Raw genomic sequence first — 22,021 nt, 5'->3', positions numbered from 1 at the left:
AACGATCTGTTATCACCTGATCCGCATTAATCATTATTCAGCACACATTTCACCCCCTACAGTCCCAGCCCAACGACTGTCATTGCCAACGGGAAACGAAATGTCCATCGAACATCGCCTGAACCATATCGCCGGCCAGCTCAGCGGCAACGGTGACGTGCTGCTGAACAGCGTCGACGCCCACACCGGCGAGCCGCTGCCATACGCCTTCCACCAGGCGACCGGCGACGAAGTCGATGCCGCCGTACTGGCCGCCGAGGCCGCCTACCCGGCCTACCGCAGCACCAGCCCGGCACAGCGCGCCGCCTTCCTCGACGCCATCGCCAATGAACTGGACGCACTGGCTGATGACTTTGTCCAGCATGTGATGCGCGAAACCGCGCTGCCCGAGGCACGCATCCGCGGCGAGCGCGCCCGCACCAGCAACCAGCTACGGCTGTTCGCCGATGTGGTGCGCCGTGGCGACTTCCTCGGTGCGCGCATCGACCGCGCGCTGCCCGAGCGCACCCCGCTGCCACGTCCGGACCTGCGCCAGTACCGCATCGGCGTCGGCCCGGTGGCCGTATTCGGTGCCAGCAACTTTCCGCTGGCCTTTTCCACCGCCGGCGGTGACACCGCCTCGGCGCTGGCGGCCGGCTGCCCGGTGGTGTTCAAGGCCCACAGCGGGCACATGCTGACCGCCGCCCACGTGGCCGCGGCCATCGACCGCGCGGTAGCCGGCAGTGGCATGCCAGCAGGCGTGTTCAACATGATCTATGGCGCCGGCGTGGGCGAGGCTCTGGTCAAGCACCCGGCCATCCAGGCGGTAGGCTTCACCGGTTCGCTGCGTGGTGGCCGCGCCCTGTGCGACATGGCTGCTGCGCGCCCGCAGCCGATTCCGGTATTCGCCGAAATGAGCAGCATCAACCCGGTAATCGTCCTGCCCCAGGCGCTGCAAACCCGTGGCGAGCAGGTAGCCGGCGAACTGGCCGCCTCGGTGGTGCTGGGTTGCGGGCAATTCTGCACCAACCCGGGCCTGGTGGTGGGCATCAAGTCGCCGCAGTTCGAGCGCTTCGTGCACACACTGGTGGCGCGCATGGCCGACCAGGCACCGCAGACCATGCTCAACGCCGGCACCCTGCGCAGCTACCAGAACGGTGTACAGCACCTGCTGGCGCACCCTGGCATCCAGCACCTGGCCGGGCAGCCACAAGCCGGCAAGCAGGCCCAGCCCCAGTTGTTCAAGGCGGATGTGAGCCTGCTGCTGGACAGCGACCCGCTGCTGCAGGAAGAAGTGTTCGGCCCAACCACGGTGGTGGTGGAAGTAGCCGATGCCCAGCAACTGGCCGAAGCGCTGCGCCACTTGCAAGGGCAGCTGACAGCCACACTGATTGCCGAACCGGACGACCTGCGTGCCTTTGCCACGCTGGTGCCGCTGCTGGAACGCAAGGCCGGGCGCCTGCTGCTGAACGGCTACCCGACCGGCGTCGAGGTATCGGACGCGATGGTGCATGGCGGGCCATACCCGGCCACCTCTGATGCCCGTGGTACTTCGGTCGGTACCTTGGCCATCGACCGCTTCCTGCGCCCGGTGTGCTTCCAGAACTACCCGGATGCGCTGTTGCCGGATGCGCTGAAAAGTGCCAACCCGCTTGGGATTGCGCGGTTGGTGGATGGGGTCGCCAGCCGTGGGGCGGTTTGATCTGACATTGAGGTAGCCTGTGCTGGCCTCTTCGCGGGTAAACCCGCTCCCACAGGTACTGCACAGTGCTTGAATTCTGTGTAGTACCTGTGGGAGCGGGTTTACCCGCGAAGAGGCCAGCACAGGATCACCACCCCTGTATACAATCCGCAAAACTCTTGCTTACAATGCCATGCGCCTATGACATCGGTAATCGCCGATGCGTATTGCGGCAGGCTTAAGCCATGTCATCTACAAATGCTCCAAGAACGTTACTGATCAAAAACGCCGAACTTCTGGTCACCATGGACGGCGAGCGCCGCGAGATCAAGAACGGCGGAATGTTCATCGAAGGCAACCTGATCCGCCAGGTCGGCCCCAGCGACACCCTGCCACAGCACGCCGATGTGGTGCTGGACATGGCCGGCAAGGTGGTCATCCCTGGCCTGGTCAACACCCACCACCACATGTACCAGAGCCTCACCCGCGTGGTGCCGGCGGCCCAGGACGGCGAGCTGTTCAACTGGTTGACCAACCTGTACCCGATCTGGGCACGCCTGACCCCCGAAATGATCGCGGTGTCGACCCAGACCGCCATGGCCGAACTGATCCTGTCCGGCTGCACCACCTCCAGCGACCACCTGTACATCTACCCCAACGGCTGCAAGCTCGACGACAGCATCCATGCCGCCGACGAGATCGGCATGCGCTTCCACGCCGCGCGCGGCAGCATGAGCGTGGGCCGCAGCCAGGGCGGCCTGCCGCCTGATTCGGTGGTGGAAAAGGAAGCCGACATCCTCAAGGAATCCCAGCGCCTTATCGAGGACTATCACGACGCCAGCCACGGCTCGATGCGCCGCATCGTGGTGGCGCCCTGCTCGCCGTTCTCGGTCAGCCGCGACCTGATGCGCGAAGCTGCCGTGCTGGCGCGCCAGTACGGGGTGTCGTTGCACACCCACCTGGCCGAAAACGTCAACGACATCGCCTACAGCCGCGAGAAGTTCGGCATGACCCCTGCCGAGTATGCCGAGGACCTCGGCTGGGTCGGCCACGACGTATGGCACGCCCACTGTGTGCAACTCGACCAGCATGGCATCGAGCTGTTCGCCCGCACCGGCACGGGTGTCGCCCACTGCCCATGCTCGAACATGCGTCTGGCCTCGGGCATCGCCCCGGTGCGCAAGATGCGCGACCACGGGGTGCCGGTGGGCCTTGGGGTCGACGGTTCGGCATCCAACGACGGCGCCAGCATGATCGGTGAAGTGCGCCAGGCCTTGCTGCTGCAACGGGTGGGCTTCGGCCCCGACGCGATGACTGCACGCGAGGCGCTGGAAATTGCAACGCTCGGCGGTGCCAAGGTGCTCAACCGCAATGACATCGGAGCCCTGGCCCCAGGCATGGTGGCCGACTTCGTCGCCTTCGACCTCGGCCACGTGGCCTATGCCGGTGGCCACCATGACCCGCTGGCGGCGCTGGTGTTCTGCACCCCGACCCAGGTGCATACCAGTGTCATCAATGGCCGTGTGGTGGTGAAGGACGGCCAGCTGGCCACGGTTGACCTGCCACGGGTGCTGGAGCGCCACAACCAGCTGGCACGCCAGCTGGTCAGCGGCGAATAAGCGGCCATCAGGGGCCGCTTTTGCGGCCCATCGCTGGCAAAGCCTCCGTGTTTTGCGAACTCAGAGGAACATGACCATCTCATGCCAGGCCATGCCGCCGTGGTCCGACGGCGAGGGTTTCACGTACTGATACCCCAGCTTCTGGTACAACGCCACATGCTGCTCCTTGCACATCAGGTGAATGGTCAGCTTGCCCGCAGCTTTCATGCGCAGGATGAATTCTTCCATCAACCGCTTGGCGTAGCCTTTGCCCTGGTGCGCCGGGTCCACCACCACCGACATGATCACCACGTTTGGCGCCGCCGGGTCATGCCCGACCAGCTCCTTGAATGCCTCGTCGGACATCACCACTTCGTGGGCACAGCCGCTGTTGATGAAACCAACGATCTCGCCCGCGTTTTCCAATACCAGAAAGCCCTGCGGGTATTGCGCGATGCGGGTGCGGATCTTCTCCAGCGTGGCCGCCTCATCGCCTTCATAGGCACCGATCTCGATGGCGTAGCAGCGTTCGGCGTCGGCGGCTGTGGGGGTGCGGAACTGAGGGGCGCTCATGGTGGGTATCCTTGGCAATGGCTGAAAACAGCCGCCATGGTAAATGAGCCCCGCTGCCACTTGACCATCTTTTTTGAAGCGCAAAAGTTGTACAACTTGTTGCCGCAGCGAACTTTTTCCCGTTTACCGGTCTATGTGGGAGGCACAGAAAGGTAGCGGAACGCGAGACAAGGTTCGCCGACCACCTGCTGGCCAGATGGCTCAATTGTTATCAGAGGTTGGCTTCGCTCATGAAAATGCATGTCGCAAGGTTGATGCTGCTCGGCCTGTTCTCGTTCGCGGCGATGGGCACGGCATCGGCAACACAAATGAAGGCGCCCGTAGTGGCTGCCCCGGCGGTTCAATCACCGTTGCAGCCTGCCGGCAACCCCTGGTCCAGGGTAGCCAGTGTGGCCGCACAGCCAGCCACGCTGCTGGCTCACGATGACGACCGCTGGCACGACCACCGCAGCGACTGGCGCCGCGAACAGTGGCGCCGCGAGCAGGCCCGCCGTGATTGGGAGCGCCGGCGAGACTGGGAACGCCGACGCGACTGGGAACGGCGCCGCGACTGGGAGCACCGCCATGAGCGGGCCATGCACCACCGCTACAATGACGACCACCGTTACTACCGCCGTTGATCGTTGATCCGCAGTTGGCGCGCTCGATGTGGGAGCGGCCTTGTGTCGCGAAAGGGCTGCCCAGCAGCCCCAGCGTTGGTTGCCGTAATGCTGAAACCTGGGGCCGCTCTGCGGCCCTATCGCGACACAAGGCCGCTCCCACAGGGTCGCGTGACAGGCATCAGTTCTCCGTAAGGCCTGGGGTATCCCCCGCCACCTCGGCCTCCATCTTCAACCGGTCGGCCTTGCAAATGTACTTGGGCTTGCGCGGCGCCAGCTTGGCGCTGGCCTTCTTGGCATGCGCCTGCATTAGCTGCTTGATCTTCTTGCGACGGTTCATTCTCACTCGACCTGTCAGTCTGGTTTGGCTGGGCACATCATACCTTGCCTGGGCCAGCGTCTCGTTGACGTTATTTTCACACCCGGCAGATTAGCGTCACGCCCTTTCCGGTCACGGGCACATCCGCTGGCTGCCAAGTACGACGAGGCATACGTGTCACACACTCCATCCCCCTCCTCGCCCAAGCGCGTGGACTGGGCCGGCCTGGGCTGGCTTTTGCTGTTCTTCTGGTACTTCTCGGGCGTGACCCAGGCGCTGCTGCTGTTCAGTGGCACCACCGGGTTCGCCGGTTTTCGCGATGCATTCTTCCTCAGCAGCCTGTGGCTGGCACCGGTACTGCTGCTGCCGCGCTTCACCCGCGCCACGGCAGCGGTCATCGGCCTGGTGCTGTGGGCCGCTTCATTGGTGGGGCTGAGCTACTTCGGCATCTACCGCCAGGAGTTCTCGCAAAGCGTCATCTTCGTGATGTTCGAGTCCAACACCGCCGAGGCCGGTGAGTACTTCAGCCAGTACTTCAGCGCCTGGCTGGGCCTGGCACTGCTGTTGTACACGCTGGTGGCGGTGCTGTTGTGGAAGCGCGTACGCCCGGTCAGCCTGCCACTGCGCAGCCGCCTGCCGGTGGTCGCCCTGTTGCTGCTGGCCAACCTGGTGTACCCGTTCTACAAGCAGATGGTGACCCAGGAGCGCAGCTTCGCCGACGCGGCGGAAAAAGTGCAACAGCGCATGGAACCCGCCGTGCCCTGGCAATTACTGGTCGGCTACCGCCAGTACCGCCAGCAGCTGGACAACATGCAGGAACTGCTGGCCCAGAACGCCGCGCTGCCGCCCCTGCAGAACCTGCGTGACAACAGCGGTGCAGCGCCACGCACGCTGGTGCTGGTGCTGGGCGAATCCACCACCCGCGAGCACATGCACCTGTACGGCTACAACCGCGACACCACACCCAACCTCGATGCGCTGGCCGCCAGCGACAAGAGCCTGACGGTGTTCAGCAACGTCGTGTCGCCACGCCCGTACACCATCGAAGTCATGCAGCAGATCCTCACCTTCGGCAACGAGCAGAACCCGGACCGCTTCCTCACCGACCCGTCGCTGATCAACCTGATGAAGCAGGCCGGCTACAAGACCTTCTGGATCACCAACCAGCAGACCATGACCAAGCGCAACACCATGCTGACCACCTTTTCGCAGCAGACGGACGCGCCGGTGTACCTGAACAACCAGCGCAACCAGAATGCCAGCCAGTACGACGATGTGGTGCTGACACCGTTCGAGAAGGCCCTGCAGGACCCGGCGCCGAACAAGTTCATCATCGTGCACCTGTTGGGTACGCACATGGACTATCGCTACCGCTACCCCGACGACTACGCGCATTTCAACGACCGCCAGGGGGTGCCCGCCAAGCTGACGGACGACCAGGTGCAAACCTACAACTTCTATGACAACGCGGTGCGCTACAACGACTACGTGGTGTCGAGCCTGATCAAGCGTTATTCGGCCAGTACCGCCAATGGTTTCCTGCTGTACCTGTCCGACCATGGTGAAGATGTATACAGCTCTGGCAACCACGACCGCCTGGGGCGCAACGAAGGCGCGCCGACCCGGCCGATGTACACCATCCCCTTCCTGCTGTGGACTTCGCCCAGCTGGCAGGCCGAGCACCCGCGCGACTTGCAGGCGATGGCCGACCGCCCTTACAGCAGCTCGCACCTGATCCATACCCTGTCCGACCTGGCCGGGCTGAGCTATGACCGTTACGAACCGGCCAAGAGCCTGGTGAGCCCGCAGTTCGTGGTGGCACCGCGCTGGATTGGCGACCCGTACCGCAAGGATGGCCTGCGCGAGTTCGACGACTTGCCGCTGGACAAGGCCGAGCGGGAGCAGGAGACGGTCAGTAGTGGCAAGACACAGAACGCTGGGCGCCTGAACTGATTGTTTTGTCGTTGAAATTGCCGGGGGCGCTTTGCGCCCCTTTCACGACACACTGCCGCTCCCACAGGTGCCCGTCAGGCAGGTCGGGCACAGCTGCCCTGCCTGGCACTGCCCCGCACCACCTCGGCCAGTTTGCGCAGGTTGGCCTGGTGAGCATTGACCAGGCTGGCGATGCTGTTGTCCGCTGGCTCCTGCAGCGAGGTACGGCAGGTCAGTTCGGCCTCACCCGAACGTGTCAGGCGCCATACCGCTTCCAGCGAGGCGTAGCGCCCCGGCACGCTATCGAAGCGCTGCACGTCCACCCGCAACAACGCCTTGCCGCCCCCCACCGGCCCGCCCAACTGGTCCTGCAAGGCGCTGCGGAACTCATCTACCAGGTTGGCCCCCCACCACTCCGTTTCGAGGATGGCCAGGCCACTCTGCCCTTGCCGCACCACCAGCTGCGGGCGGTCCACCTGCGGTGGCACGGCCACCCTCTCCACCTGGATGCGCTGGCCGCCGTCGCGCATCGGCTCGCTCGGTACCAGCGTGTGATAGTTGTTCGGGGTACTGCTGCAGCCCGACAGCACGGCCAGCAGGCCGGCGCCACACACATTGCGCAGTCGATGCATCGGCTGTCTCCTCAGGGTTCAAGGTCGGTGGCAGTGGCGGCTTTCGGCCGGCCACGTATCAGCGACTCGGGGTGCCGGCCCAGGTAATCGGCAAGGTCACGCAGCGAACGCGACATGCGCTCCAGTTCGTCCAGGGTTTCGCCCATCCGCTCGCGCTGCGGTGAGTCCTCGGAGATGGCCGAATTGGCCGTGCGCAGGGTCTTGTGCACTTCGTCCAGCGCTACCTTCACGTCCGGCAGCGTCTGGCCATTGAACTGCTTGAGGCTGGCGCGCAACTCTCGCAGGCTGCCATCCAGGTTGTTGGCGATGCTCTCCAGCGGCAACTTGCTGATGCGCTCCACCACCCGCTGCAGCTGCTCCTGCAACTGCTCCAGGCTGCCGGGCAATGTGGGGATGGTGATGGGGTCGGCAGTCTTGTCGAAGGCCACTTTGGGGGCATCCGGGTAGAAGTCCAGGGAAATGAACATCTGCCCGGTGATCAGGTTGCCGCTGCGCGCCTGGGCCCGCAGCCCGTGCTCGACGAAGGTGCCGATCAGCCGCCGTGCGCCGTCCATGTCGCCTTCTGCATGCTTGAACACGGACAGCATCTTGCGGTGCACCGGCCCCAACCGCTGCGGGTAGATCACCGCATCGACCACCACCGGGAAAGTCTGCCGGGCAGCATCGTAGTCGAGCTTGACCGAAGTGACCCTGCCGAACTCGACACCCTTGAACTCCACCGGGGCTCCCACCGACAGACCGCGCATGGCCTGGTCGAAGCGCAACTGCAGGTACTGCGCCTGGCCACTGGGCGGTGCCAGGGCGGTGTCGCGGTCGGCAAACAGCTGGAAGCGCGCCTGGTCGGCAGCGGGCTCGGCTTGCGGGGCGAGGTCGGGCGAGCCAAAGGCCAGCCCGCCCACCAGGATGGACGACAGTGATTCGGTATCGATCTTCAGGCCGTTGGCACCGATCTGCATGTCGACGCCACTGGCGTTCCAGAAGCGGGTATCGGCGGTGACGAAGCTGTCGTAGGGGGCCTGCACGAACACGCCAATCTCCACGCCCTTGCCATCGCCCTGCAGGGCAAAGGACACCACCTCGCCCACCGGGATCTTGCGGTAATAGATCGACGAGCCAATATCCAGCGACCCCAGGTCGCTGGCGGTCAGGACAAAGCGCTTGCCCTTTTCGTCGTAGGTGATCGGCGGTGGCAGCTCCAGGCCGACAAAGGACTTCTCGGGCACTTTCGATTCGCCGGAATCCGCGCCGATGAAACTGCCCGACAGCAGCGTATCCACACCGGACACGCCGCCCACGCCAATGCGTGGCCGCACCACCCAGAAGCGCGCGCCCTGGGTGGCGAACGCGCGTGCGTCATTGGACAGCTGGACCTTGGCGACCACGCTCTTCTTGTCGTCGGCCAGGTCCACCGTGGTGACTTCACCAATTACTACGCTGCGGTACTTGACCTGGGTCTTGTGCGCCACCAGCCCTTCCCCGGTGTGGAAGGAAATGGCGATGACTGGCCCCTGCTGCATCCAGTTGCGCACCACCAGCGAAGCGCCGATCAGAATCGCCAGTATCGGCACGATCCATACCAGCGACACACTCCAGCGCCGGGTGTGCACTTCAACCTGCCCCGCTCCCTCGCGCTTGTCAGTCTGTTGCACCATCAATGCGGCCTCCCTCGTTGGCACGGCTATCCCAGATCAGGCGTGGATCGAAGCTCATCGCAGAAAACATGGTCAGTACCACCACCATGCCGAAAAACAGGATGCCCACTCGCGGCTCGATGGTGCCCAGCCCGCGCAGTTGCACCAGCGCCGCCACCAGCGCCACCACCATCACATCGAGCATCGACCAGTAGCCGATCAGCTCGACGAAACGGTACAGCTGCGAGCGCTGCCGACAGGCCCAGGTAGAACCGCGCTGGGCGGTGAACAGCAACAGCCCGAGCGAGAAGAACTTGATGGCCGGCACGCCTACGCTGGCAATGAAGATGATCAGCGCGATGTCCCAGGCGCCGGCCTCCCAGAACTCCAGCACGCCACCGCCAATGGTGCTTGCACTACCGCTGCCGAGCATTTCGGTGTGCATCACCGGCAGCAGGTTGGCGGGGATGTAGAAAACCAGCGCCGCCAGCAGAAACGCCCAGCCGCGGCTGATGGCATTGGCCTTGCGTCGGTGGATGGCAGCACCACAGCGGTCGCAGGTGTGCTTGCCGCTGCCCAGTTCACAGGCCTGACCGCAGCCATGGCACAGGCACAGGCCCAGGTCGTCGGCGTTGGCCGGGGGATTCATACTTGCTCCCAAAGGTCGCGGATATCCTTGCCGGCGACATGGATGATCAGCATGCTCAGCGCGGCCAGCGCCAACAGGCCGATGCCGGGTATGACGTCAAGCAACCCCGCCAGCTTGATCACCGCCACCATCGCCCCCAGCAAGCACACTTCCAGCATGCTCCACGGCCTCAGGCCTTCCAGGCTGCGCATGCACAGGGCAAAGCCGGGGGCGCGCTGGCCCGCCAGGGCGAAGCCTAGCAGCCAGCACAGCAGGCCGATCTGCAGCACCGGCGCAAAGATGATGGACAACGCCATGACCAGGGCGATGAAGGTGATACTGCCGTGGCTGAGGATCTGCACCGAGTCCCATAATGTCGCGGAATGGGTGAGCCCCTGCATGCCGATGGTCATCACCGGGTAGAAATTGGCCAACACCAGCAGGATGCCCCCCGTCACACTCAGGGCCAGCCGTTGCTCCACGGTCAGCGAAGTGTGGCGGTACAGCACGCCGCCACAGCGCTGGCAAACGGCGCGCTGGTGCTTGAGCAGCGGCGCACGGTGGTACACCGTGTCACAGTACTCACAGATGATCAGGTGCTGGGTCTGGCTCATGGGGTTTCCACAGGTGGCCCGGATTCCCGCCGTGATACGCGAGCGATCCACGTTTGATATCCGGTTTAGACCATCCCGGCAAAACCGCCATCATAGACAGCAAAGTCGAACTATCCTGTGAAACGGGATCCCCACCCGCTGGAGGTTTGCCATGCGTACGTTCACGTGGAGTTGCCTGCTGGTGCTGCTGTGCGCGGCATCGGCAGCCCAGGCGCAGTCGGTGGTGCCGCTCAAGGGCCAGAGCAGCCAGCAGATGCAACTGGATATCAATGACTGCAATACCGTCGCCACCAATGCCGCGAACAGTGCGGCGACCTCCAGCGACCCCCATGTCGGTGGCCGGGTACGCGGTGCTGCCGCCGGCGCGGTTGCCGGTGCGGCAGGCGCACAGGTGCGCGGCAACCAGCACGACGAGTTGTATGACCGGGTCGGTGATGATGCCAAACAGGAATACCGGCAGAACCGCGCCGGTGAAGTGGCCGCCGCCGGTGCTGCGGTCGGTGGCATGCGCCAGCGTCAGGACCGCCGTCAGGACCGGCGCGGCCAGGACGAAGCGAAAGCCCAGGCCCACGCCAGTGCTTACGCCGGGTGCCTGCAAGGGCGCGGCTATCAGGTCAACCCTTGATCAGCGGGCACGCCATGCTTCTGCATGGCGTGCCTGTTTCAGAACTTCGCCAACTGTTCCCGGCAGAACTCCACGAACAGCTGTGCCGGCTTGGTCAGTTGCACACGCTTCAACCATGCTGCCGCCAGCCCTGACAGCGCCACTGGCTCGGCGATATCCAGCATGGCCAGGCGTTGCCCGTCGTAGGTGTACTCCGAATGCGGTCGCGTCACCAGCAGCGAAAAGCCGAAGCCCTGCCCGACCATGCCGCGCACCATCTCGATCGATGGCGAGCTGAAGACGATGTTGGGCGTCAGGCCCATTTCGTTGAACAGGCTGACGAAGTAGGTACGACTGGGGGCAACGTCCAGCAGGATCATCGGCTCGGGGCACAGGTCACGCAGCGACACTTGGGCCTGGCCGGCGAAGCGGTGGTTCTCGGGCAGCAGCACATAGGGTTTCTGCGGCGGCATCAGCGGCTCGGCCTCGATGGTGCCGTCCAGGTCATGGTCGTAGAGGAACGCCAGGTCGAAGGTACCTGCAGTCAGGCCCTGGATCAGGTCCTGCTGCTCGCCGTCGCGCAGGCGGATATCCACCCCCGGGTAACGCTGGCGAAAGCCGGCGATCAGGCGCGGCAGGTACAGCGGTGCCACGGTTTCGAAGCAGCCGATGTCGATCTGCCCGGCCACGGTATCGTTGTCGGCCAGGGCATTCTGCTCGAATTCGTGGGCCATCTGCAGCAGCGACCTGGTCTTGGCATAGAAGCGCTTGCCGCTGGGCGTCAGTGACACGCCCTGGGCATGGTGACGGATGAACAGCTGCACGCCAAAGCTTTCCTCCAGGCTCTTGATCGCCGTGGAAATGGACGGCTGGGCGATGTACAGCTGGCGTGAAGCCTCGGCCACGCTGCCGGCCTCGACGGTGGTGACGAAGTACTTGAGTTGTCGCAATGTATAGGCCGCCACGGGCACCTCTCTGACGCCGGTCTGGGCGCGCTGGAATCGTGCCTGCCACTTTACCCTTGGCAACGGGTGGATGGGGGCTGGCTGATGAAGGATTTACCTATGGCTTGAACAGGTTTTCACGAGGGACGGCGTGCGTCTCGTCGCGTCACGTTCTTCGCGGGTGAACCAGCAGGAACTTGGCCAAAAGCCCCCGATTGTCTTTACTGATACTCAACGGTTCCAGGCATAGGGCGTGCGTTCATGAAGATCGTGGTCACCAGCATCCTCGTCGACGACCAGGCCAAAGCCCTGGCTTTCTACCACTACGTGCTCGGTTTCGAGCCAAAGCACGATATCCCCATGGGCCGCCACCGCTGGCTGACCCTGACCTCCCCCAACGACCCCAACGGCGTCGAGTTGCTGCTCGAACCCGACGCGCACCCGGCCGCCAAGGCATACAAGGCCGCGCTCAGGCAGGACGGCATTCCCGCCACCTCGTTTGGCGTGCGTGACATCCAGGCCGAATACACCCGGCTGTGCGCGGCGGGCGTGCAGTTCACCCAGCCGCCTACCCCCCTGGGGCCTGTCACCGTGGCAGTGTTTGACGACACCTGCGGCAACCTGATCCAGATCGCCCAAAAGCACTAGCGCTGTTCACGGCCCCACGGGCAGCCGCAAGGTTACGCGCAACCCGTGCGGTAGCTGGTTGCGCAACTGCACGCTGCCACCCAGGCGGGTCATGATGGTGCTGACGATCGACAACCCCAGCCCGGCGCCATTGGTCGAGCCCTTGCTGTAGAAACGCTCGAACACCCGCTGCTGGTCGACCTCGGCGATACCCGGCCCTTCGTCGTCGACGCTGACCACCAGGGCCTGCCCCTCCCGCTGCAGTGTCACGGTAACCCGACCGCCTGCCGGCGAATGGTCCACGGCATTGGCAACCAGGTTCTGCAAGGCAATACCCAGCGCGCCAGCGTCGGTGTGCAAGTGGTAGTCGCCGGCGGTGATGTCCAGTGAAGGCTCCAGCCCGCGCTCCAGAATCCATGGGGTCAGCTCGGCCAGGGTCTCGGCCACCACGCCCTCCAGGTCCACCCGCGGCCAGTCATGCCGGCCCGGCCGCGGCTCCAGGCGGGCCAGGGTCAACAGCTGGTTGACCACCCGGGCAAGGCGGTCGACACCGCCCATCAGGAACTGCAGAGCTTTGTCCCGCTCCGCAGCGCTTTCTGCATTGAGGGCGTTCTGCGCATGCAGGCGCAGGATGGCCAAGGGCGTGCGCATCTCGTGGGCAGCGTCGGCGATGAAACGATGCTCACGGCGCAGCAGGTCATCGATCTGCCCGAGCAGGCGGTTGATCGCCGCCTGCATCGGTTCCAGCTCCTTGGGCAACGGCACCAGCTGCAACGGCTCGAGCGACTCGGCGTGGCGGGCGCGGATAACCCTGGCCATGTTCTGCAGCGGCCGCAGGCCCCAGCCAATGGCCGCCCACACCAGCAAGGCCAGGGCCAGGCTGCCGAACAGGAATGGCAACAGCGTGTGCCGCACGATGCGTTCGATCAGGTCATCACGCACATCGTTGCGCTCGCCCACCCAGATCACCCAGTGTTTTTCCGGCACGGGCAAGACGAAACTGCGCCAACGGCGCCCATCGACCACCACGTCGGCAAAACCCGGCACCCGCGGCGTCTGCCCCAACTGCGGCGCGCTGGGCGTGTGCACCAGCAGCCCGTCGTCGTCGGCCCACACCTGGAAGGCCAGCTTGCTCTCGTAGCGGTGCCCCACCTTGTGCTGCCCGGCCTTGCTCAAGGCCTCGTCGAAGGCGCGGTACAACTCGTCACGGCTCTGCTCCTGCACCGGCAGGCTCATGATGCCCTGCAGCAGCCGGGCGTTTTGCGCCAGGTGGGCGTCGTACACCTCGTTAATTTCGTGGCGGCTGTCGTGGTAGTTGTACAGCGCCAGCAACCCGCTGCCGACCAGCAACAGCAGCATCACCCGCCACAAGGTGCGTTGGCGCAGCGAGCTCATGCCTTGCGTTCCACCAGGTAGCCAATCCCGCGCACGGTGCGGATCAGGCCGTTGAACAGCTTCTTGCGCAGGTGGTAGATATTCACCTCCAGGGTGTTGCTCTCCGGCTCTTCATCCCAGCCATACAGCAACTGGGTCAAGCGTTCGCGGGTGAACACCTTGCCCGGCTGGGCCAGCAGTTCGTGCAGCAGCAGGTATTCCTTGGGCGTGAGCACCACCGGCTGGCCCAGGTAGCGTACCTGCTGGCTGACCGGGTCCAGGCACACCCCGGCATGCTCTATCAGCACCTGGGCGCGGCCGCTACTGCGCCGCAGCAAGGCCCTCAAGCGGGCCTTGAGTTCGTTGAGGTCGAAGGGTTTCACCAGGTAGTCGTCGGCGCCGGCGTCCAGCCCGGCGATGCGGTCCTCGGTGGCGTCGCGTGCGGTCAGCACCAGCACCGGCAGGCTCTTTCCGGCCGCACGCAGGCGCCGCAGCAACTCGATGCCATCCAGGCGCGGCAAACCCAGGTCGAGAATGGTCAGGTCGAACTCCTCGTGGCACAGGGCATGCAATGCGCTGGCGCCATCCTGCAACCAGTCGAGGGTATAGCCCTCGCGACGCAGGCCGTCACAGATCCCCTCCCCCAGCGCGGCGTCGTCTTCTACCAGCAGCAGGCGCATGCTCAATCCTGTTTGTCCTTGATCGCTTTGAGTAAAGCATCGATTTCACCGCGCCGGCCTTGGTCGGCCAGCTCCCGCCCGGGTCGGGGCGGTGCCTGCAATGCCTTCTGCAGGGCGGCGCGGGCTTCGTCGTAGCGGTTCTGCCGGTACAGGTGGTCAGCCCAGAAGTAGTTGCTGTCGATACCGTCGGGGTTGATCGCCAGCGCCTGGCGCAGCATGGCCTCGGCCTTGGCCTGGTCGCCGAAGCTCAGCGGCCAGCCGGGCACCTGGTCGTACAGCGCGCCCAGGCTGGTGTAGGCCGAGCCCTGCAGCGCCTTGGGGTCCATGGCCAGGGCCTTTTCCAGGCTGGCGCGGGCGGCCTTGACCTTGCCCAGTGCACCCAACCCGCCGGTGGCACCAGCCCAGCTGCTGTTGACGATGCCATCCCAGATCAGTGGCTCGGCCGAACCCGGGTGCTGGTGCACGAACGCCGCCGACTGCACCGCCAGGGCTTCGAACGCCTCGGCACGCTGAGCCTCGGGCAGGTTGTAGCGAATCACCGCCCAGCGCTGCTGGATGGCATCGAGTTGCTGGGTAGCGTTCTGGTCGAGGGCCCAGGTGAACGGGGCGATGGCCAGCAGACTGGCCAGTATCAGACGTTTCATTTGCTCGACTCCTTGCTGTGCCAGGTGCTGTAGCGACGGATCAGCGGCAGTTGCTTGCGCAGGGCGCGATCGACCACACCCGGCAGCATGCCGTTCAGGCGTACGAAGAGTTTTTCCGGCCAGCCCAGGTACAGTTCGCTACGCTCGGCCTGTACCGCGTCGAGCACCGCGCGGGCGACGTCATGCGGGTCGTCGACGCCTACCTTCAACGCCTGGTTCAGGGCCTGCGCGGCGCTGCTGTTCATCGTCGTGCGGGTGGTGCGCGGTGCGGCATACAGCACGTTCACCGAGGTGTCGGCAAGCTCGCGGCGCAATGCCTCGGAGAACCCGCGCAAGGCAAACTTGCTGGCGCAGTAGGTGGCATAGCCCGGGTAGCCGATCGAGCCATAGATCGACCCCACGTTCACCACCAGCGCACTGGGCTGCTCGCGCAGCAGCGGCAGGCAAAGGCGGGTGAGCTGCACGGCGGCCTTGATGTTGAGGTCGAACAACTCGTCCAGGGCAGCCTCGTCCATCTGTTCGAGCAAGGCGAAGCGGTTGACCCCGGCGGCGTTGATCAACAGGTTGCAACTGCCCATCGCCCGCGTCGCCTCCAGCACGTCACGGCGGCCTTCGGCGCAGCGCAGGTCGGCCTGCTGCCAACGCAGTTGCCCGGGGTAGCGCGCCATCAGTTCGGTCAGCCTGCCCTGCTGCCGGCTGACCGCCAGTACACGGGCACCGGCACTGCATAGCTGGGCTGCCAGTTCCAGGCCGATGCCACCGCTGGCGCCGGTAAGCACCGCCACGCAATCAGGCAAGCGCATGCTGTACCTCCTGCTGCGCGGCGCGCGGCAGCCCTTCGAACATGGCGGTATACAGGCGATACACCACTTTGGCAGCGTGGATTACCGCCTGTTGGTCCTCGGGCTGGTCCAGGCGGTTCATCAGGTCACGGTAGGTGACCATGTGGTCCTGGTCCAGGGCGCCGTGGGAACTCAGGTAGCTGAACGCCTGGTCCGGCAGGCCGAGGCTGCTCTGCAGGGTACCGGCAGCCTGGGTGGCCAGGGCAATGCTGGTGCCTTCGAGCACGTTGACCATGCCGAACAGCCCGACCGGGTTGCCGCGGGCAATCTGATCGTAGAGAAACGCCACCATCAGCTCGATGGGCAATGCCGGCCGGCCGCCCACCACCTGATGCGGGTCGCCACCGCAGGCGGCGATATCATCGAGAATCCAGCGCTCATGGCCGTACTCCTCCTCGATGTACTCGCACACTGCCCCGCGCAGCCACTCAAGCCGCACCGGCAAACGGGCCCCGCAAGCCATCATCAATGGCACGGTGTGCCGCACGTGGTGGTAAGCCTGGGTGAGAAAGGCCACATAAGCCTCGAGGCTGGCCTTGCCGGCCAGCGCGTCGCGGATCACCGGGACACTGAACAATGCCGTACGCTCGTCGGCGGTTTCCTGCTGCAGGGTATCGAAGAAAAGCATGGCAAACCTCGCGGATCATTGAAGGTCGGATAACAGGGACTGGTAACACCGCAGGATCTGTTCGCGGCGTGGCCGGCCGTTGGCGGTCAGGGTTTGCCCGGCGGCACTCAAGGGTTCGGGCAGGCGCCGCCAGGCATGCACCCGGGCATAATCCGGCAGGCCGGCATTGGCCTGGCGGATGGCCTGTTCGAGGGTGTGGTCGTCAGCCTGCGGGTCCAGCGGCCAGATCAGCGCCAGGTTGTGTGCCAGGCCTTCGCCGTGGACGAACGCCTGGGCGATCACCCCGCCCTGGGTCAGTTCGGCCTCCACCCACTCGGGGTTGACGTTGCGCCCGAAGCTGGTGCTGTACTGGTGCTTCTTGCGCCCGGCCAGGTACAGGAAGCCGTCGCTGTCGAAGTGGCCCAGGTCACCGGTCGGCAACCACGGCTCGCTGAAGGGTGGCTCGCCCAGATAGCCGAGCAACGTCGAACCGGCCACGTGCACTTCGCCATCTTCGGCAATGCGCACCTGCACATGCGGCAGCGGCCGCCCGACGCTGCCCGGACGGTGCGCCCCGGGGCGATTGAGGCACACCACCGAGGCGCATTCGGACAAGCCATAGCCCTCGAACACCGGCAGCCCGACGGCCTCGACCCGGGCCAGCAGGCTCGGCGCCACCCGCGCGCCGCCCACCGCCACGAAGCGCAACGGGCCGACACGCATCAGGCCGCGCTCGATGGCGGTGACCAGCCCAAGCAGCAGTTGCGGCACCAGGATCAGGCTTTCGGCACCACTCAAGGCGATGGCGCCCAGCAATTGCTTGAAGTCGACCTGGCTGGCACCGCGAAAACCCAATTGCGCCTGCGGGTACAGGGCAATGCTCGCCCCGGCCAGCAGGGCCGCGTACAGGCCCAGGTTTTCCAGCAGCACCGCCAGGGGCAATACTGCCAGGTACTTGCCTGGCGCCGTGGGCCGGCTGGCGGCCTCCAGTTCACCCGCTACCCGCAGCATGGCCTCGGCGCTCAGGCATACGCCCTTGGGTGCACCGGTGCTACCGGAGGTGTAGGTAATCTTCGCGGTGCCCGGCGGCAAGGGCACGGCCGCTGGCGGCTGCCGGCTCCAGAAGCGCTCACCGGCAGTGAAGCCGCTGGCGTGCAAATCGTCAGCGAAGGTCTCATCAGCCAGCGCCAGCACCGCCCCGCTCTGTGCCAGGCAGTGGCGGCGCTGGGCGCTACTGAAGAACGCCGGCAGGATGACGATGGGGCGCGCCGCGAACAGCGCCGCCAGGTCCCAGAACAGCGCCTCGGGGCCGTTTTCCAGGGCCAGGGCGAAGGTGCCCGGTGGCTGCGCGCTCAACCAGGCCCGTCGTTGCTCGACCTCGTCCAGCAACTGTTGATAGGTATGTTGTCTGCCAAGGCCCAGCAACGCCGGTTGCGCCCCTCGGTGGCGGGCATGCAATTGCAACACTTCCCTGAACAACTGGCATTCACGCGGCATGGCCGGCCTCCTGCACGTTCGCGGGCAAGCCCAGCCGCTCGAAAACGCCACTGCGGGCCAGGGCTGCATGGCCGTAGTCGATATTGCCGACGAACACTTGCGGGTGCTGCGCGTAGTAACTGCCCCAACTGTCGGCATCGCCATTCAGCCGGCCTGGGTCGGCCATGGCCAGCGCCGTGGGCACCAGGCCCAGGCGATGAAAGCTGTTGACCAGGGTCGCGGCCCCAGTGAAGGCCACCCACTGCAAGCCGCGGGCAGCCAGCAACCAGGTCACTGCGATGATCATGATCCGCGCGCTGCCGGCGGTGAGCGCGGCCAGGTTGCCCACTTCGACCAACTGCGCACGGCTCACCGGGCTGCCCGACAGCCGGGTCACGGCCACTTCCAGCGGCTCATCCAGGTAACGCTCGATGAAGGTCGGACCACTGCCGGCCAGGCGTATGCCGGCGGCGGCCATCAGGCGCCCGTGGCTGTCATGCAGGCCGAGCAGTTCGGGCAGGTAATGCTGCACGTCGGCGTGGTGCGCGCAGGCAAAGCGGGCGTGAATGAACTGTTCCAGCTCCTCGCGCCCCGGCTCTCCCGGGTGTGTCAGCGTCATGTGGGCGAGGCGATCGCCGTGGCTGCCGATAGCCAGCGGAAACAGGCTGGCGCTGTCTGCCTGGGTCATGGCTGTCCCCCTTTCAAGTCAGGTCTTGGGGGCAGTATCCGGGGGCAATCTGAAGCCAATCTGAAGTGCTACATTTGCCATAGCCCTCATGCGCACCAACAAGGAAAACAGATGCGCCACGAATTCAGCGAAGTGCTCAACGACCTGGTCGACTACTTTCTGCTCGGCGATATCCAGCTGCTCGAGCGCTTCAAACACCAACGTGAACTGCCCGACGACCTGGCCCATGCCTTCACCCACGGCGACAGCGGTGACCAGGCCGTGCGCGAAGGGGTCGTGCTGCCACTGGCCGGGGTCGATAACCTGCCCTACCGCATCCTGTTCACCCTGGACAACCATACGCCGGCCCTGCGCGAACCCGGCAGCCGCCTGAAGCACCGCCGTAATGGCTATGTGCTGCAAGTCGAGCACGGTGCGCTGATGCTGTACACCTGGCGCATCCTGCAGCACTTCACGCCCAAGACCCTGGGTGACCTGATGGCCCGCTACCAGGTGCCGGGGCGGCCGATCATCGAGCTGGACAATGGCTGGTATGACGTGGAAGTGCTGGCGGGTGCGCTGGTGCGTGACGGGCTGTACGAGCCGGCGTTCGAGTTCGTGCTGAAAAAGCGCTGGAGCCGCGGTGAGGCTGCTGGGGTGGATACCGGGTATGCGTTTGGCTTGCGTGGGTATTTTGACTGATTGGGTGCCTGTGCCGGCCCATTCGCGGGTGAACCCGCTCCCACAGGTACCCCGCTGCCCTCAAGTGCAGCGATAGCCCTGTGGGAGCGGGTTCACCCGCGAAGAGGCCAGTCCTGCCACTATCAATCTCAGGTGTGGTTGATATCCCGGTCCTTGGTTTCGGGCAGGAAGAATATCCCCAGCACCGCCGTCATCACCGCAATCACGATCGGGTACCACAAGCCGTAATAGATATCCCCGGTCGCCGCCACCATGGCAAATGCCACGGTCGGCAGGAAGCCGCCGAACCAGCCGTTGCCGATGTGGTAAGGCAGCGACATCGAGGTGTAGCGGATACGCGCCGGGAACAGCTCCACCAGCCAGGCCGCGATCGGCCCGTAGACCATGGTCACGTAGATCACCAGAATGGTCAGCAGCAACAGCACCATCGGGAAGTGGATCTTCGCCGGGTCGGCCTTTTCCGGATAGCCGGCTTCCTTCAACGCCCCGGTCAAGGTTGCGGTAAAGGCGTCGCTGCGTGCCTTGAAGTCCGCTGCCGCCAGGCCGCTGCCATCAAAGCTTGGCAGCACCCGTTCACCGATGCGGATCTGCGCCACGCTGCCGGGTTCGGCCGCTTCGTTGGTATAGGGGATGGCCCGCTTGGCCAGCAGGCTCTTGGCGATATCGCACGAGCTGGTGAATTTGGCCTTGCCCACCGGGTCGAACTGGAACGCGCACTGGGCAGGGTCTGCCATCACCACCACCGGGTTCTGCTCCTGGGCGACGAATACGTCCGGGTTGCCGTACTGGGTCAGTGCCTTGAAGATCGGGAAGTAGGTCAGCGCGGCGATGATGCAGCCGGCCATGATGATTTTCTTGCGGCCGATGCGGTCGGACAGGCTGCCGAAGAAGATGAAGAACGGTGTGCCGATCAATAGCGAACCGGCAATCAGCAGGTTGGCGGTCTGCGGCTCGATCTTGAGCATCTGCAACAGGAAGAACAACGCATAGAACTGCCCGGTGTACCACACCACGGCCTGGCCGGCGGTGCCGCCAAGCAGCGCCATGATCACCACCTTGAGGTTGTCCCAGCGGGCGAAGGATTCCGTCAGTGGCGCCTTGGACGACTTGCCCTCGGCCTTCATTTTCATGAACACCGGCGACTCGTTGAGTTGCATGCGGATGTACACCGAGATTGCCAGCAGCAGTATCGACAGCAGGAACGGCACCCGCCAGCCCCAGGCCTCGAACACCTCGTTACCCATGACTGTGCGGCAGGTCATGATCACCAGCAGCGAGAGGAACAGCCCCAGGGTGGCGGTGGTCTGGATCCACGCGGTGAAGAAGCCGCGCCGGCCCTTGGGTGCATGTTCGGCCACATAGGTGGCCGCGCCGCCGTACTCGCCACCCAATGCCAGGCCCTGCAGCAGGCGCAGGCTGATGAGGATGATCGGGGCGGCCACACCGATCGTGGCATAGCTGGGTAGCAGGCCCACCACGGCGGTGGACAGGCCCATGATGACGATGGTGATGAGGAAGGTGTACTTGCGCCCGATCATGTCGCCCAGGCGACCGAACACGATGGCGCCGAATGGCCGCACGGCAAAGCCGGCGGCAAAGGCCAGCAAGGCGAAGATGAACGAGGTGGTTTCATTGACCCCGGCAAAGAAGTGCTTGGCGATGATCGCCGCCAGGGAGCCGTACAGGTAGAAGTCGTACCATTCGAATACCGTGCCCAGGGACGAGGCGAAGATGACCTTGCGCTCCTCCCGGGTGATACCGCGTTGGGGCGCGCTGCCCGTGGATGTGCTGTCGAGAACCGCCATGGGGTGCCTCCGTCTTGTCGTCATGCAGGCCGGGAGCACCTCATATCTTTTTCACCATCGCACCCAGGCCCTGGGGGGCTTGCTTTGGATATGCGAAGCACGACGAGGCGGGCCGCCTCGGATCGCAGCAAGGTAACTGAAGCATAATAGGCTTTGCCGGGATATCCACTTGAACCTTGCGCGATCTGTTACCCGACGCCCGGTGGCTTGCGCAAGCTGCGCCGGGAACTCACGTCACAAGGCAACGCAACCCAGCGAATCGTGCAGCAGGATGACAGGCGCGCCCTGCGCCTGCAGCGGCGCCCATTCCTGGGCGAACAGCTTGCCTTGTGCGGTGCCGATCCCGTGCTCGCGAGTGTGCAGGTTACTCATGGAGCGTCCGTTGCCGGTACCGGCCCTTTCAACTCGACCTGGTTGCCATCGGGGTCGTAGCAGTACAGCGACAACCCTTCGCCTTCGGCGCCATAGCGTTTCTCGGCAGGTTCGACTTCAACCCCTGCAGCTTGCAGGTAGGCCGTAAGTGCAGCCTCATCGAACGGCTCGATGCGCAGGCAGAAATGGTGCAGGTTGCGCCCTTCGGCCCCCGGCGCCGCGCCGCCAGGCTGGCCCAGGGGACCGTCCAGGGTCACCAGATCGATCATTGCCGTGCCCGTGGCCAGGTGGACCATGCCCAGGTCTTTGCGCACACGGCTGACCGTGCAGCCGAGCAGTTCGGTGTAGAAGGCTACGCTGCGATCCAGGTCGCTGACGCGCAGAACGAGGTGGTCGATATGCTTGATGGTGAACGGTCGCATGCCAAGGCTCCTTGTGGCCGCTGAATTCCTGTAGAGGCTCGCCCAGCCCTTTGGGCTGCGCTGTCACGC

General features: G+C 64.8%; 24 protein-coding genes. 7 read left to right on the top strand and 17 right to left on the bottom strand.

The window, feature by feature from the left end:
- Positions 1–100 precede the first annotated feature (100 nt).
- Complete coding sequence (locus R9B85_RS22840) at positions 101–1,681, top strand: aldehyde dehydrogenase (NADP(+)) (RefSeq protein ID WP_423770599.1); 1,581 nt, start codon at positions 101–103, stop codon at positions 1,679–1,681.
- Positions 1,682–1,905: 224 nt separating this feature from the next.
- A complete protein-coding gene (locus tag R9B85_RS22835; RefSeq protein WP_112252204.1) occupies positions 1,906–3,279 on the top strand; it encodes an 8-oxoguanine deaminase in 1,374 nt (457 codons plus the stop codon).
- Between the two features lie 60 nt (positions 3,280–3,339).
- On the opposite strand, the gene R9B85_RS22830 is transcribed toward R9B85_RS22835, so the two are convergent.
- A complete protein-coding gene (locus tag R9B85_RS22830) occupies positions 3,340–3,831 on the bottom strand; it encodes a GNAT family N-acetyltransferase (RefSeq protein ID WP_207879147.1) in 492 nt (163 codons plus the stop codon).
- 254 nt (positions 3,832–4,085) lie between these two features.
- On the opposite strand from R9B85_RS22830, the gene R9B85_RS22825 reads away from it, so the two are divergent.
- Positions 4,086–4,451, top strand: coding sequence for a hypothetical protein (locus R9B85_RS22825; RefSeq protein WP_207879162.1), 366 nt, complete (start codon positions 4,086–4,088; stop codon positions 4,449–4,451).
- A 160-nt stretch (positions 4,452–4,611) separates the two neighbouring features.
- Here the strand turns inward: R9B85_RS22825 and R9B85_RS22820 are convergent, their stop codons facing one another.
- The gene (locus R9B85_RS22820) at positions 4,612–4,770 is read right to left on the bottom strand and encodes a DUF2986 domain-containing protein (RefSeq protein WP_207879145.1); all 159 of its coding nucleotides are present in this window, start codon (positions 4,768–4,770) and stop codon (positions 4,612–4,614) included.
- Between the two features lie 153 nt (positions 4,771–4,923).
- Between R9B85_RS22820 and R9B85_RS22815 the strand changes: the two genes are divergently transcribed.
- Positions 4,924–6,702 carry a phosphoethanolamine transferase CptA gene (locus R9B85_RS22815; protein WP_112252208.1) on the top strand — a complete coding sequence of 593 codons (1,779 nt, stop codon included), beginning with the start codon at positions 4,924–4,926 and terminating at the stop codon, positions 6,700–6,702.
- Between the two features lie 74 nt (positions 6,703–6,776).
- Here the strand turns inward: R9B85_RS22815 and R9B85_RS22810 are convergent, their stop codons facing one another.
- From R9B85_RS22810 to R9B85_RS22795, 4 genes are read right to left on the bottom strand one after another with little or no spacing between them, the layout of a single operon-like run.
- The gene (locus R9B85_RS22810; RefSeq protein WP_423770598.1) at positions 6,777–7,313 is read right to left on the bottom strand and encodes a PqiC family protein; all 537 of its coding nucleotides are present in this window, start codon (positions 7,311–7,313) and stop codon (positions 6,777–6,779) included.
- Between the two features lie 11 nt (positions 7,314–7,324).
- Complete coding sequence (locus tag R9B85_RS22805; RefSeq protein WP_207879141.1) at positions 7,325–8,965, bottom strand: intermembrane transport protein PqiB; 1,641 nt, start codon at positions 8,963–8,965, stop codon at positions 7,325–7,327.
- Positions 8,949–9,593: a paraquat-inducible protein A gene (locus tag R9B85_RS22800; RefSeq protein WP_423770597.1), complete on the bottom strand. Its 645-nt coding sequence runs from the start codon at positions 9,591–9,593 to the stop codon at positions 8,949–8,951. The genes R9B85_RS22805 and R9B85_RS22800 overlap by 17 nt, the downstream gene beginning before the upstream one ends.
- Positions 9,590–10,186 (bottom strand): paraquat-inducible protein A, encoded by a 597-nt coding sequence (locus tag R9B85_RS22795; protein WP_112252211.1) that lies wholly within the window; start codon positions 10,184–10,186, stop codon positions 9,590–9,592. The genes R9B85_RS22800 and R9B85_RS22795 overlap by 4 nt, the downstream gene beginning before the upstream one ends.
- 151 nt (positions 10,187–10,337) lie before the next feature.
- Between R9B85_RS22795 and R9B85_RS22790 the strand changes: the two genes are divergently transcribed.
- Positions 10,338–10,811 carry a YMGG-like glycine zipper-containing protein gene (locus R9B85_RS22790; RefSeq protein WP_207879135.1) on the top strand — a complete coding sequence of 158 codons (474 nt, stop codon included), beginning with the start codon at positions 10,338–10,340 and terminating at the stop codon, positions 10,809–10,811.
- A gap of 38 nt (positions 10,812–10,849) precedes the next feature.
- Here R9B85_RS22790 and R9B85_RS22785 read toward each other — a convergent pair whose 3' ends face one another.
- A complete protein-coding gene (locus R9B85_RS22785; RefSeq protein ID WP_112252213.1) occupies positions 10,850–11,755 on the bottom strand; it encodes a LysR family transcriptional regulator in 906 nt (301 codons plus the stop codon).
- A 240-nt stretch (positions 11,756–11,995) separates the two neighbouring features.
- On the opposite strand from R9B85_RS22785, the gene R9B85_RS22780 reads away from it, so the two are divergent.
- Positions 11,996–12,382 carry a VOC family protein gene (locus R9B85_RS22780; protein WP_112252214.1) on the top strand — a complete coding sequence of 129 codons (387 nt, stop codon included), beginning with the start codon at positions 11,996–11,998 and terminating at the stop codon, positions 12,380–12,382.
- Positions 12,383–12,388: 6 nt separating this feature from the next.
- On the opposite strand, the gene R9B85_RS22775 is transcribed toward R9B85_RS22780, so the two are convergent.
- The 7 genes from R9B85_RS22775 to R9B85_RS22745 are packed head-to-tail and all read right to left on the bottom strand — an operon-like array spanning position 12,389 to position 18,672.
- The gene (locus R9B85_RS22775; RefSeq protein WP_375149219.1) at positions 12,389–13,756 is read right to left on the bottom strand and encodes a sensor histidine kinase; all 1,368 of its coding nucleotides are present in this window, start codon (positions 13,754–13,756) and stop codon (positions 12,389–12,391) included.
- Entirely contained in the window at positions 13,753–14,415 is a 663-nt protein-coding gene (locus R9B85_RS22770; protein WP_112252216.1) for a response regulator, read from the bottom strand. Before R9B85_RS22770 ends, R9B85_RS22775 begins: the two co-directional genes overlap by 4 nt.
- A gap of 2 nt (positions 14,416–14,417) precedes the next feature.
- Positions 14,418–15,059, bottom strand: a complete 642-nt coding sequence (locus tag R9B85_RS22765; protein WP_112252217.1) for a tetratricopeptide repeat protein — start codon at positions 15,057–15,059, stop codon at positions 14,418–14,420.
- Complete coding sequence (locus tag R9B85_RS22760) at positions 15,056–15,862, bottom strand: SDR family oxidoreductase (RefSeq protein WP_112252218.1); 807 nt, start codon at positions 15,860–15,862, stop codon at positions 15,056–15,058. The genes R9B85_RS22765 and R9B85_RS22760 overlap by 4 nt, the downstream gene beginning before the upstream one ends.
- A complete protein-coding gene (locus R9B85_RS22755) occupies positions 15,849–16,529 on the bottom strand; it encodes a TenA family transcriptional regulator (RefSeq protein WP_112252219.1) in 681 nt (226 codons plus the stop codon). The genes R9B85_RS22760 and R9B85_RS22755 overlap by 14 nt, the downstream gene beginning before the upstream one ends.
- Before the next feature lie 15 nt (positions 16,530–16,544).
- A complete protein-coding gene (locus tag R9B85_RS22750) occupies positions 16,545–18,005 on the bottom strand; it encodes an AMP-binding protein (protein WP_112252220.1) in 1,461 nt (486 codons plus the stop codon).
- Positions 17,995–18,672, bottom strand: a complete 678-nt coding sequence (locus tag R9B85_RS22745; protein ID WP_112252221.1) for a thermostable hemolysin — start codon at positions 18,670–18,672, stop codon at positions 17,995–17,997. Before R9B85_RS22745 ends, R9B85_RS22750 begins: the two co-directional genes overlap by 11 nt.
- A 111-nt stretch (positions 18,673–18,783) precedes the next feature.
- Here R9B85_RS22745 and R9B85_RS22740 point away from each other — a divergent pair, with 111 nt between their 5' ends.
- Entirely contained in the window at positions 18,784–19,353 is a 570-nt protein-coding gene (locus R9B85_RS22740; RefSeq protein WP_252378956.1) for a hypothetical protein, read from the top strand.
- Between the two features lie 128 nt (positions 19,354–19,481).
- Here R9B85_RS22740 and R9B85_RS22735 read toward each other — a convergent pair whose 3' ends face one another.
- The 3 genes from R9B85_RS22735 to R9B85_RS22725 all read right to left on the bottom strand — a co-directional run bounded on the left by R9B85_RS22735 (position 19,482) and on the right by R9B85_RS22725 (position 21,952).
- Positions 19,482–21,158 carry an MFS transporter gene (locus R9B85_RS22735; protein ID WP_423770596.1) on the bottom strand — a complete coding sequence of 559 codons (1,677 nt, stop codon included), beginning with the start codon at positions 21,156–21,158 and terminating at the stop codon, positions 19,482–19,484.
- A 234-nt stretch (positions 21,159–21,392) separates the two neighbouring features.
- Positions 21,393–21,530, bottom strand: coding sequence for a hypothetical protein (locus R9B85_RS22730; RefSeq protein WP_243432414.1), 138 nt, complete (start codon positions 21,528–21,530; stop codon positions 21,393–21,395).
- On the bottom strand, positions 21,527–21,952 hold the full coding sequence (locus R9B85_RS22725) for a VOC family protein (protein WP_112252223.1): 426 nt from the start codon (positions 21,950–21,952) through the stop codon (positions 21,527–21,529). The genes R9B85_RS22730 and R9B85_RS22725 overlap by 4 nt, the downstream gene beginning before the upstream one ends.
- Between the last annotated feature and the right edge of the window lie 69 nt (positions 21,953–22,021).

The sequence above is a fragment of the Pseudomonas sp. NLJ1 genome, from assembly GCF_049486705.1.
Taxonomy (GTDB): domain Bacteria; phylum Pseudomonadota; class Gammaproteobacteria; order Pseudomonadales; family Pseudomonadaceae; genus Aquipseudomonas; species Aquipseudomonas inefficax.
This window is presented reverse-complemented; position numbering and strand designations above follow the sequence as displayed.

Bases quoted from the DNA above. Each gene is read 5' to 3' on its own strand.
- R9B85_RS22725 (WP_112252223.1), bottom strand. From the start codon at position 21,952: ATGCGACCGTTCACCATCAAGCATATCGACCACCTCGTTCTGCGCGTC.
- R9B85_RS22735 (WP_423770596.1), bottom strand. From the start codon at position 21,158: ATGGCGGTTCTCGACAGCACATCCACGGGCAGCGCGCCCCAACGCGGT.
- R9B85_RS22730 (WP_243432414.1), bottom strand. From the start codon at position 21,530: ATGAGTAACCTGCACACTCGCGAGCACGGGATCGGCACCGCACAAGGC.
- R9B85_RS22755 (WP_112252219.1), bottom strand. From the start codon at position 16,529: ATGCTTTTCTTCGATACCCTGCAGCAGGAAACCGCCGACGAGCGTACG.
- R9B85_RS22835 (WP_112252204.1), top strand. From the start codon at position 1,906: ATGTCATCTACAAATGCTCCAAGAACGTTACTGATCAAAAACGCCGAA.
- R9B85_RS22830 (WP_207879147.1), bottom strand. From the start codon at position 3,831: ATGAGCGCCCCTCAGTTCCGCACCCCCACAGCCGCCGACGCCGAACGC.
- R9B85_RS22790 (WP_207879135.1), top strand. From the start codon at position 10,338: ATGCGTACGTTCACGTGGAGTTGCCTGCTGGTGCTGCTGTGCGCGGCA.
- R9B85_RS22760 (WP_112252218.1), bottom strand. From the start codon at position 15,862: ATGCGCTTGCCTGATTGCGTGGCGGTGCTTACCGGCGCCAGCGGTGGC.
- R9B85_RS22825 (WP_207879162.1), top strand. From the start codon at position 4,086: ATGCTGCTCGGCCTGTTCTCGTTCGCGGCGATGGGCACGGCATCGGCA.
- R9B85_RS22765 (WP_112252217.1), bottom strand. From the start codon at position 15,059: ATGAAACGTCTGATACTGGCCAGTCTGCTGGCCATCGCCCCGTTCACC.
- R9B85_RS22840 (WP_423770599.1), top strand. From the start codon at position 101: ATGTCCATCGAACATCGCCTGAACCATATCGCCGGCCAGCTCAGCGGC.
- R9B85_RS22745 (WP_112252221.1), bottom strand. From the start codon at position 18,672: ATGACCCAGGCAGACAGCGCCAGCCTGTTTCCGCTGGCTATCGGCAGC.
- R9B85_RS22795 (WP_112252211.1), bottom strand. From the start codon at position 10,186: ATGAGCCAGACCCAGCACCTGATCATCTGTGAGTACTGTGACACGGTG.
- R9B85_RS22775 (WP_375149219.1), bottom strand. From the start codon at position 13,756: ATGAGCTCGCTGCGCCAACGCACCTTGTGGCGGGTGATGCTGCTGTTG.
- R9B85_RS22740 (WP_252378956.1), top strand. From the start codon at position 18,784: ATGCGCCACGAATTCAGCGAAGTGCTCAACGACCTGGTCGACTACTTT.
- R9B85_RS22750 (WP_112252220.1), bottom strand. From the start codon at position 18,005: ATGCCGCGTGAATGCCAGTTGTTCAGGGAAGTGTTGCAATTGCATGCC.
- R9B85_RS22800 (WP_423770597.1), bottom strand. From the start codon at position 9,593: ATGAATCCCCCGGCCAACGCCGACGACCTGGGCCTGTGCCTGTGCCAT.
- R9B85_RS22805 (WP_207879141.1), bottom strand. From the start codon at position 8,965: ATGGTGCAACAGACTGACAAGCGCGAGGGAGCGGGGCAGGTTGAAGTG.
- R9B85_RS22780 (WP_112252214.1), top strand. From the start codon at position 11,996: ATGAAGATCGTGGTCACCAGCATCCTCGTCGACGACCAGGCCAAAGCC.
- R9B85_RS22770 (WP_112252216.1), bottom strand. From the start codon at position 14,415: ATGCGCCTGCTGCTGGTAGAAGACGACGCCGCGCTGGGGGAGGGGATC.
- R9B85_RS22810 (WP_423770598.1), bottom strand. From the start codon at position 7,313: ATGCATCGACTGCGCAATGTGTGTGGCGCCGGCCTGCTGGCCGTGCTG.
- R9B85_RS22820 (WP_207879145.1), bottom strand. From the start codon at position 4,770: ATGAACCGTCGCAAGAAGATCAAGCAGCTAATGCAGGCGCATGCCAAG.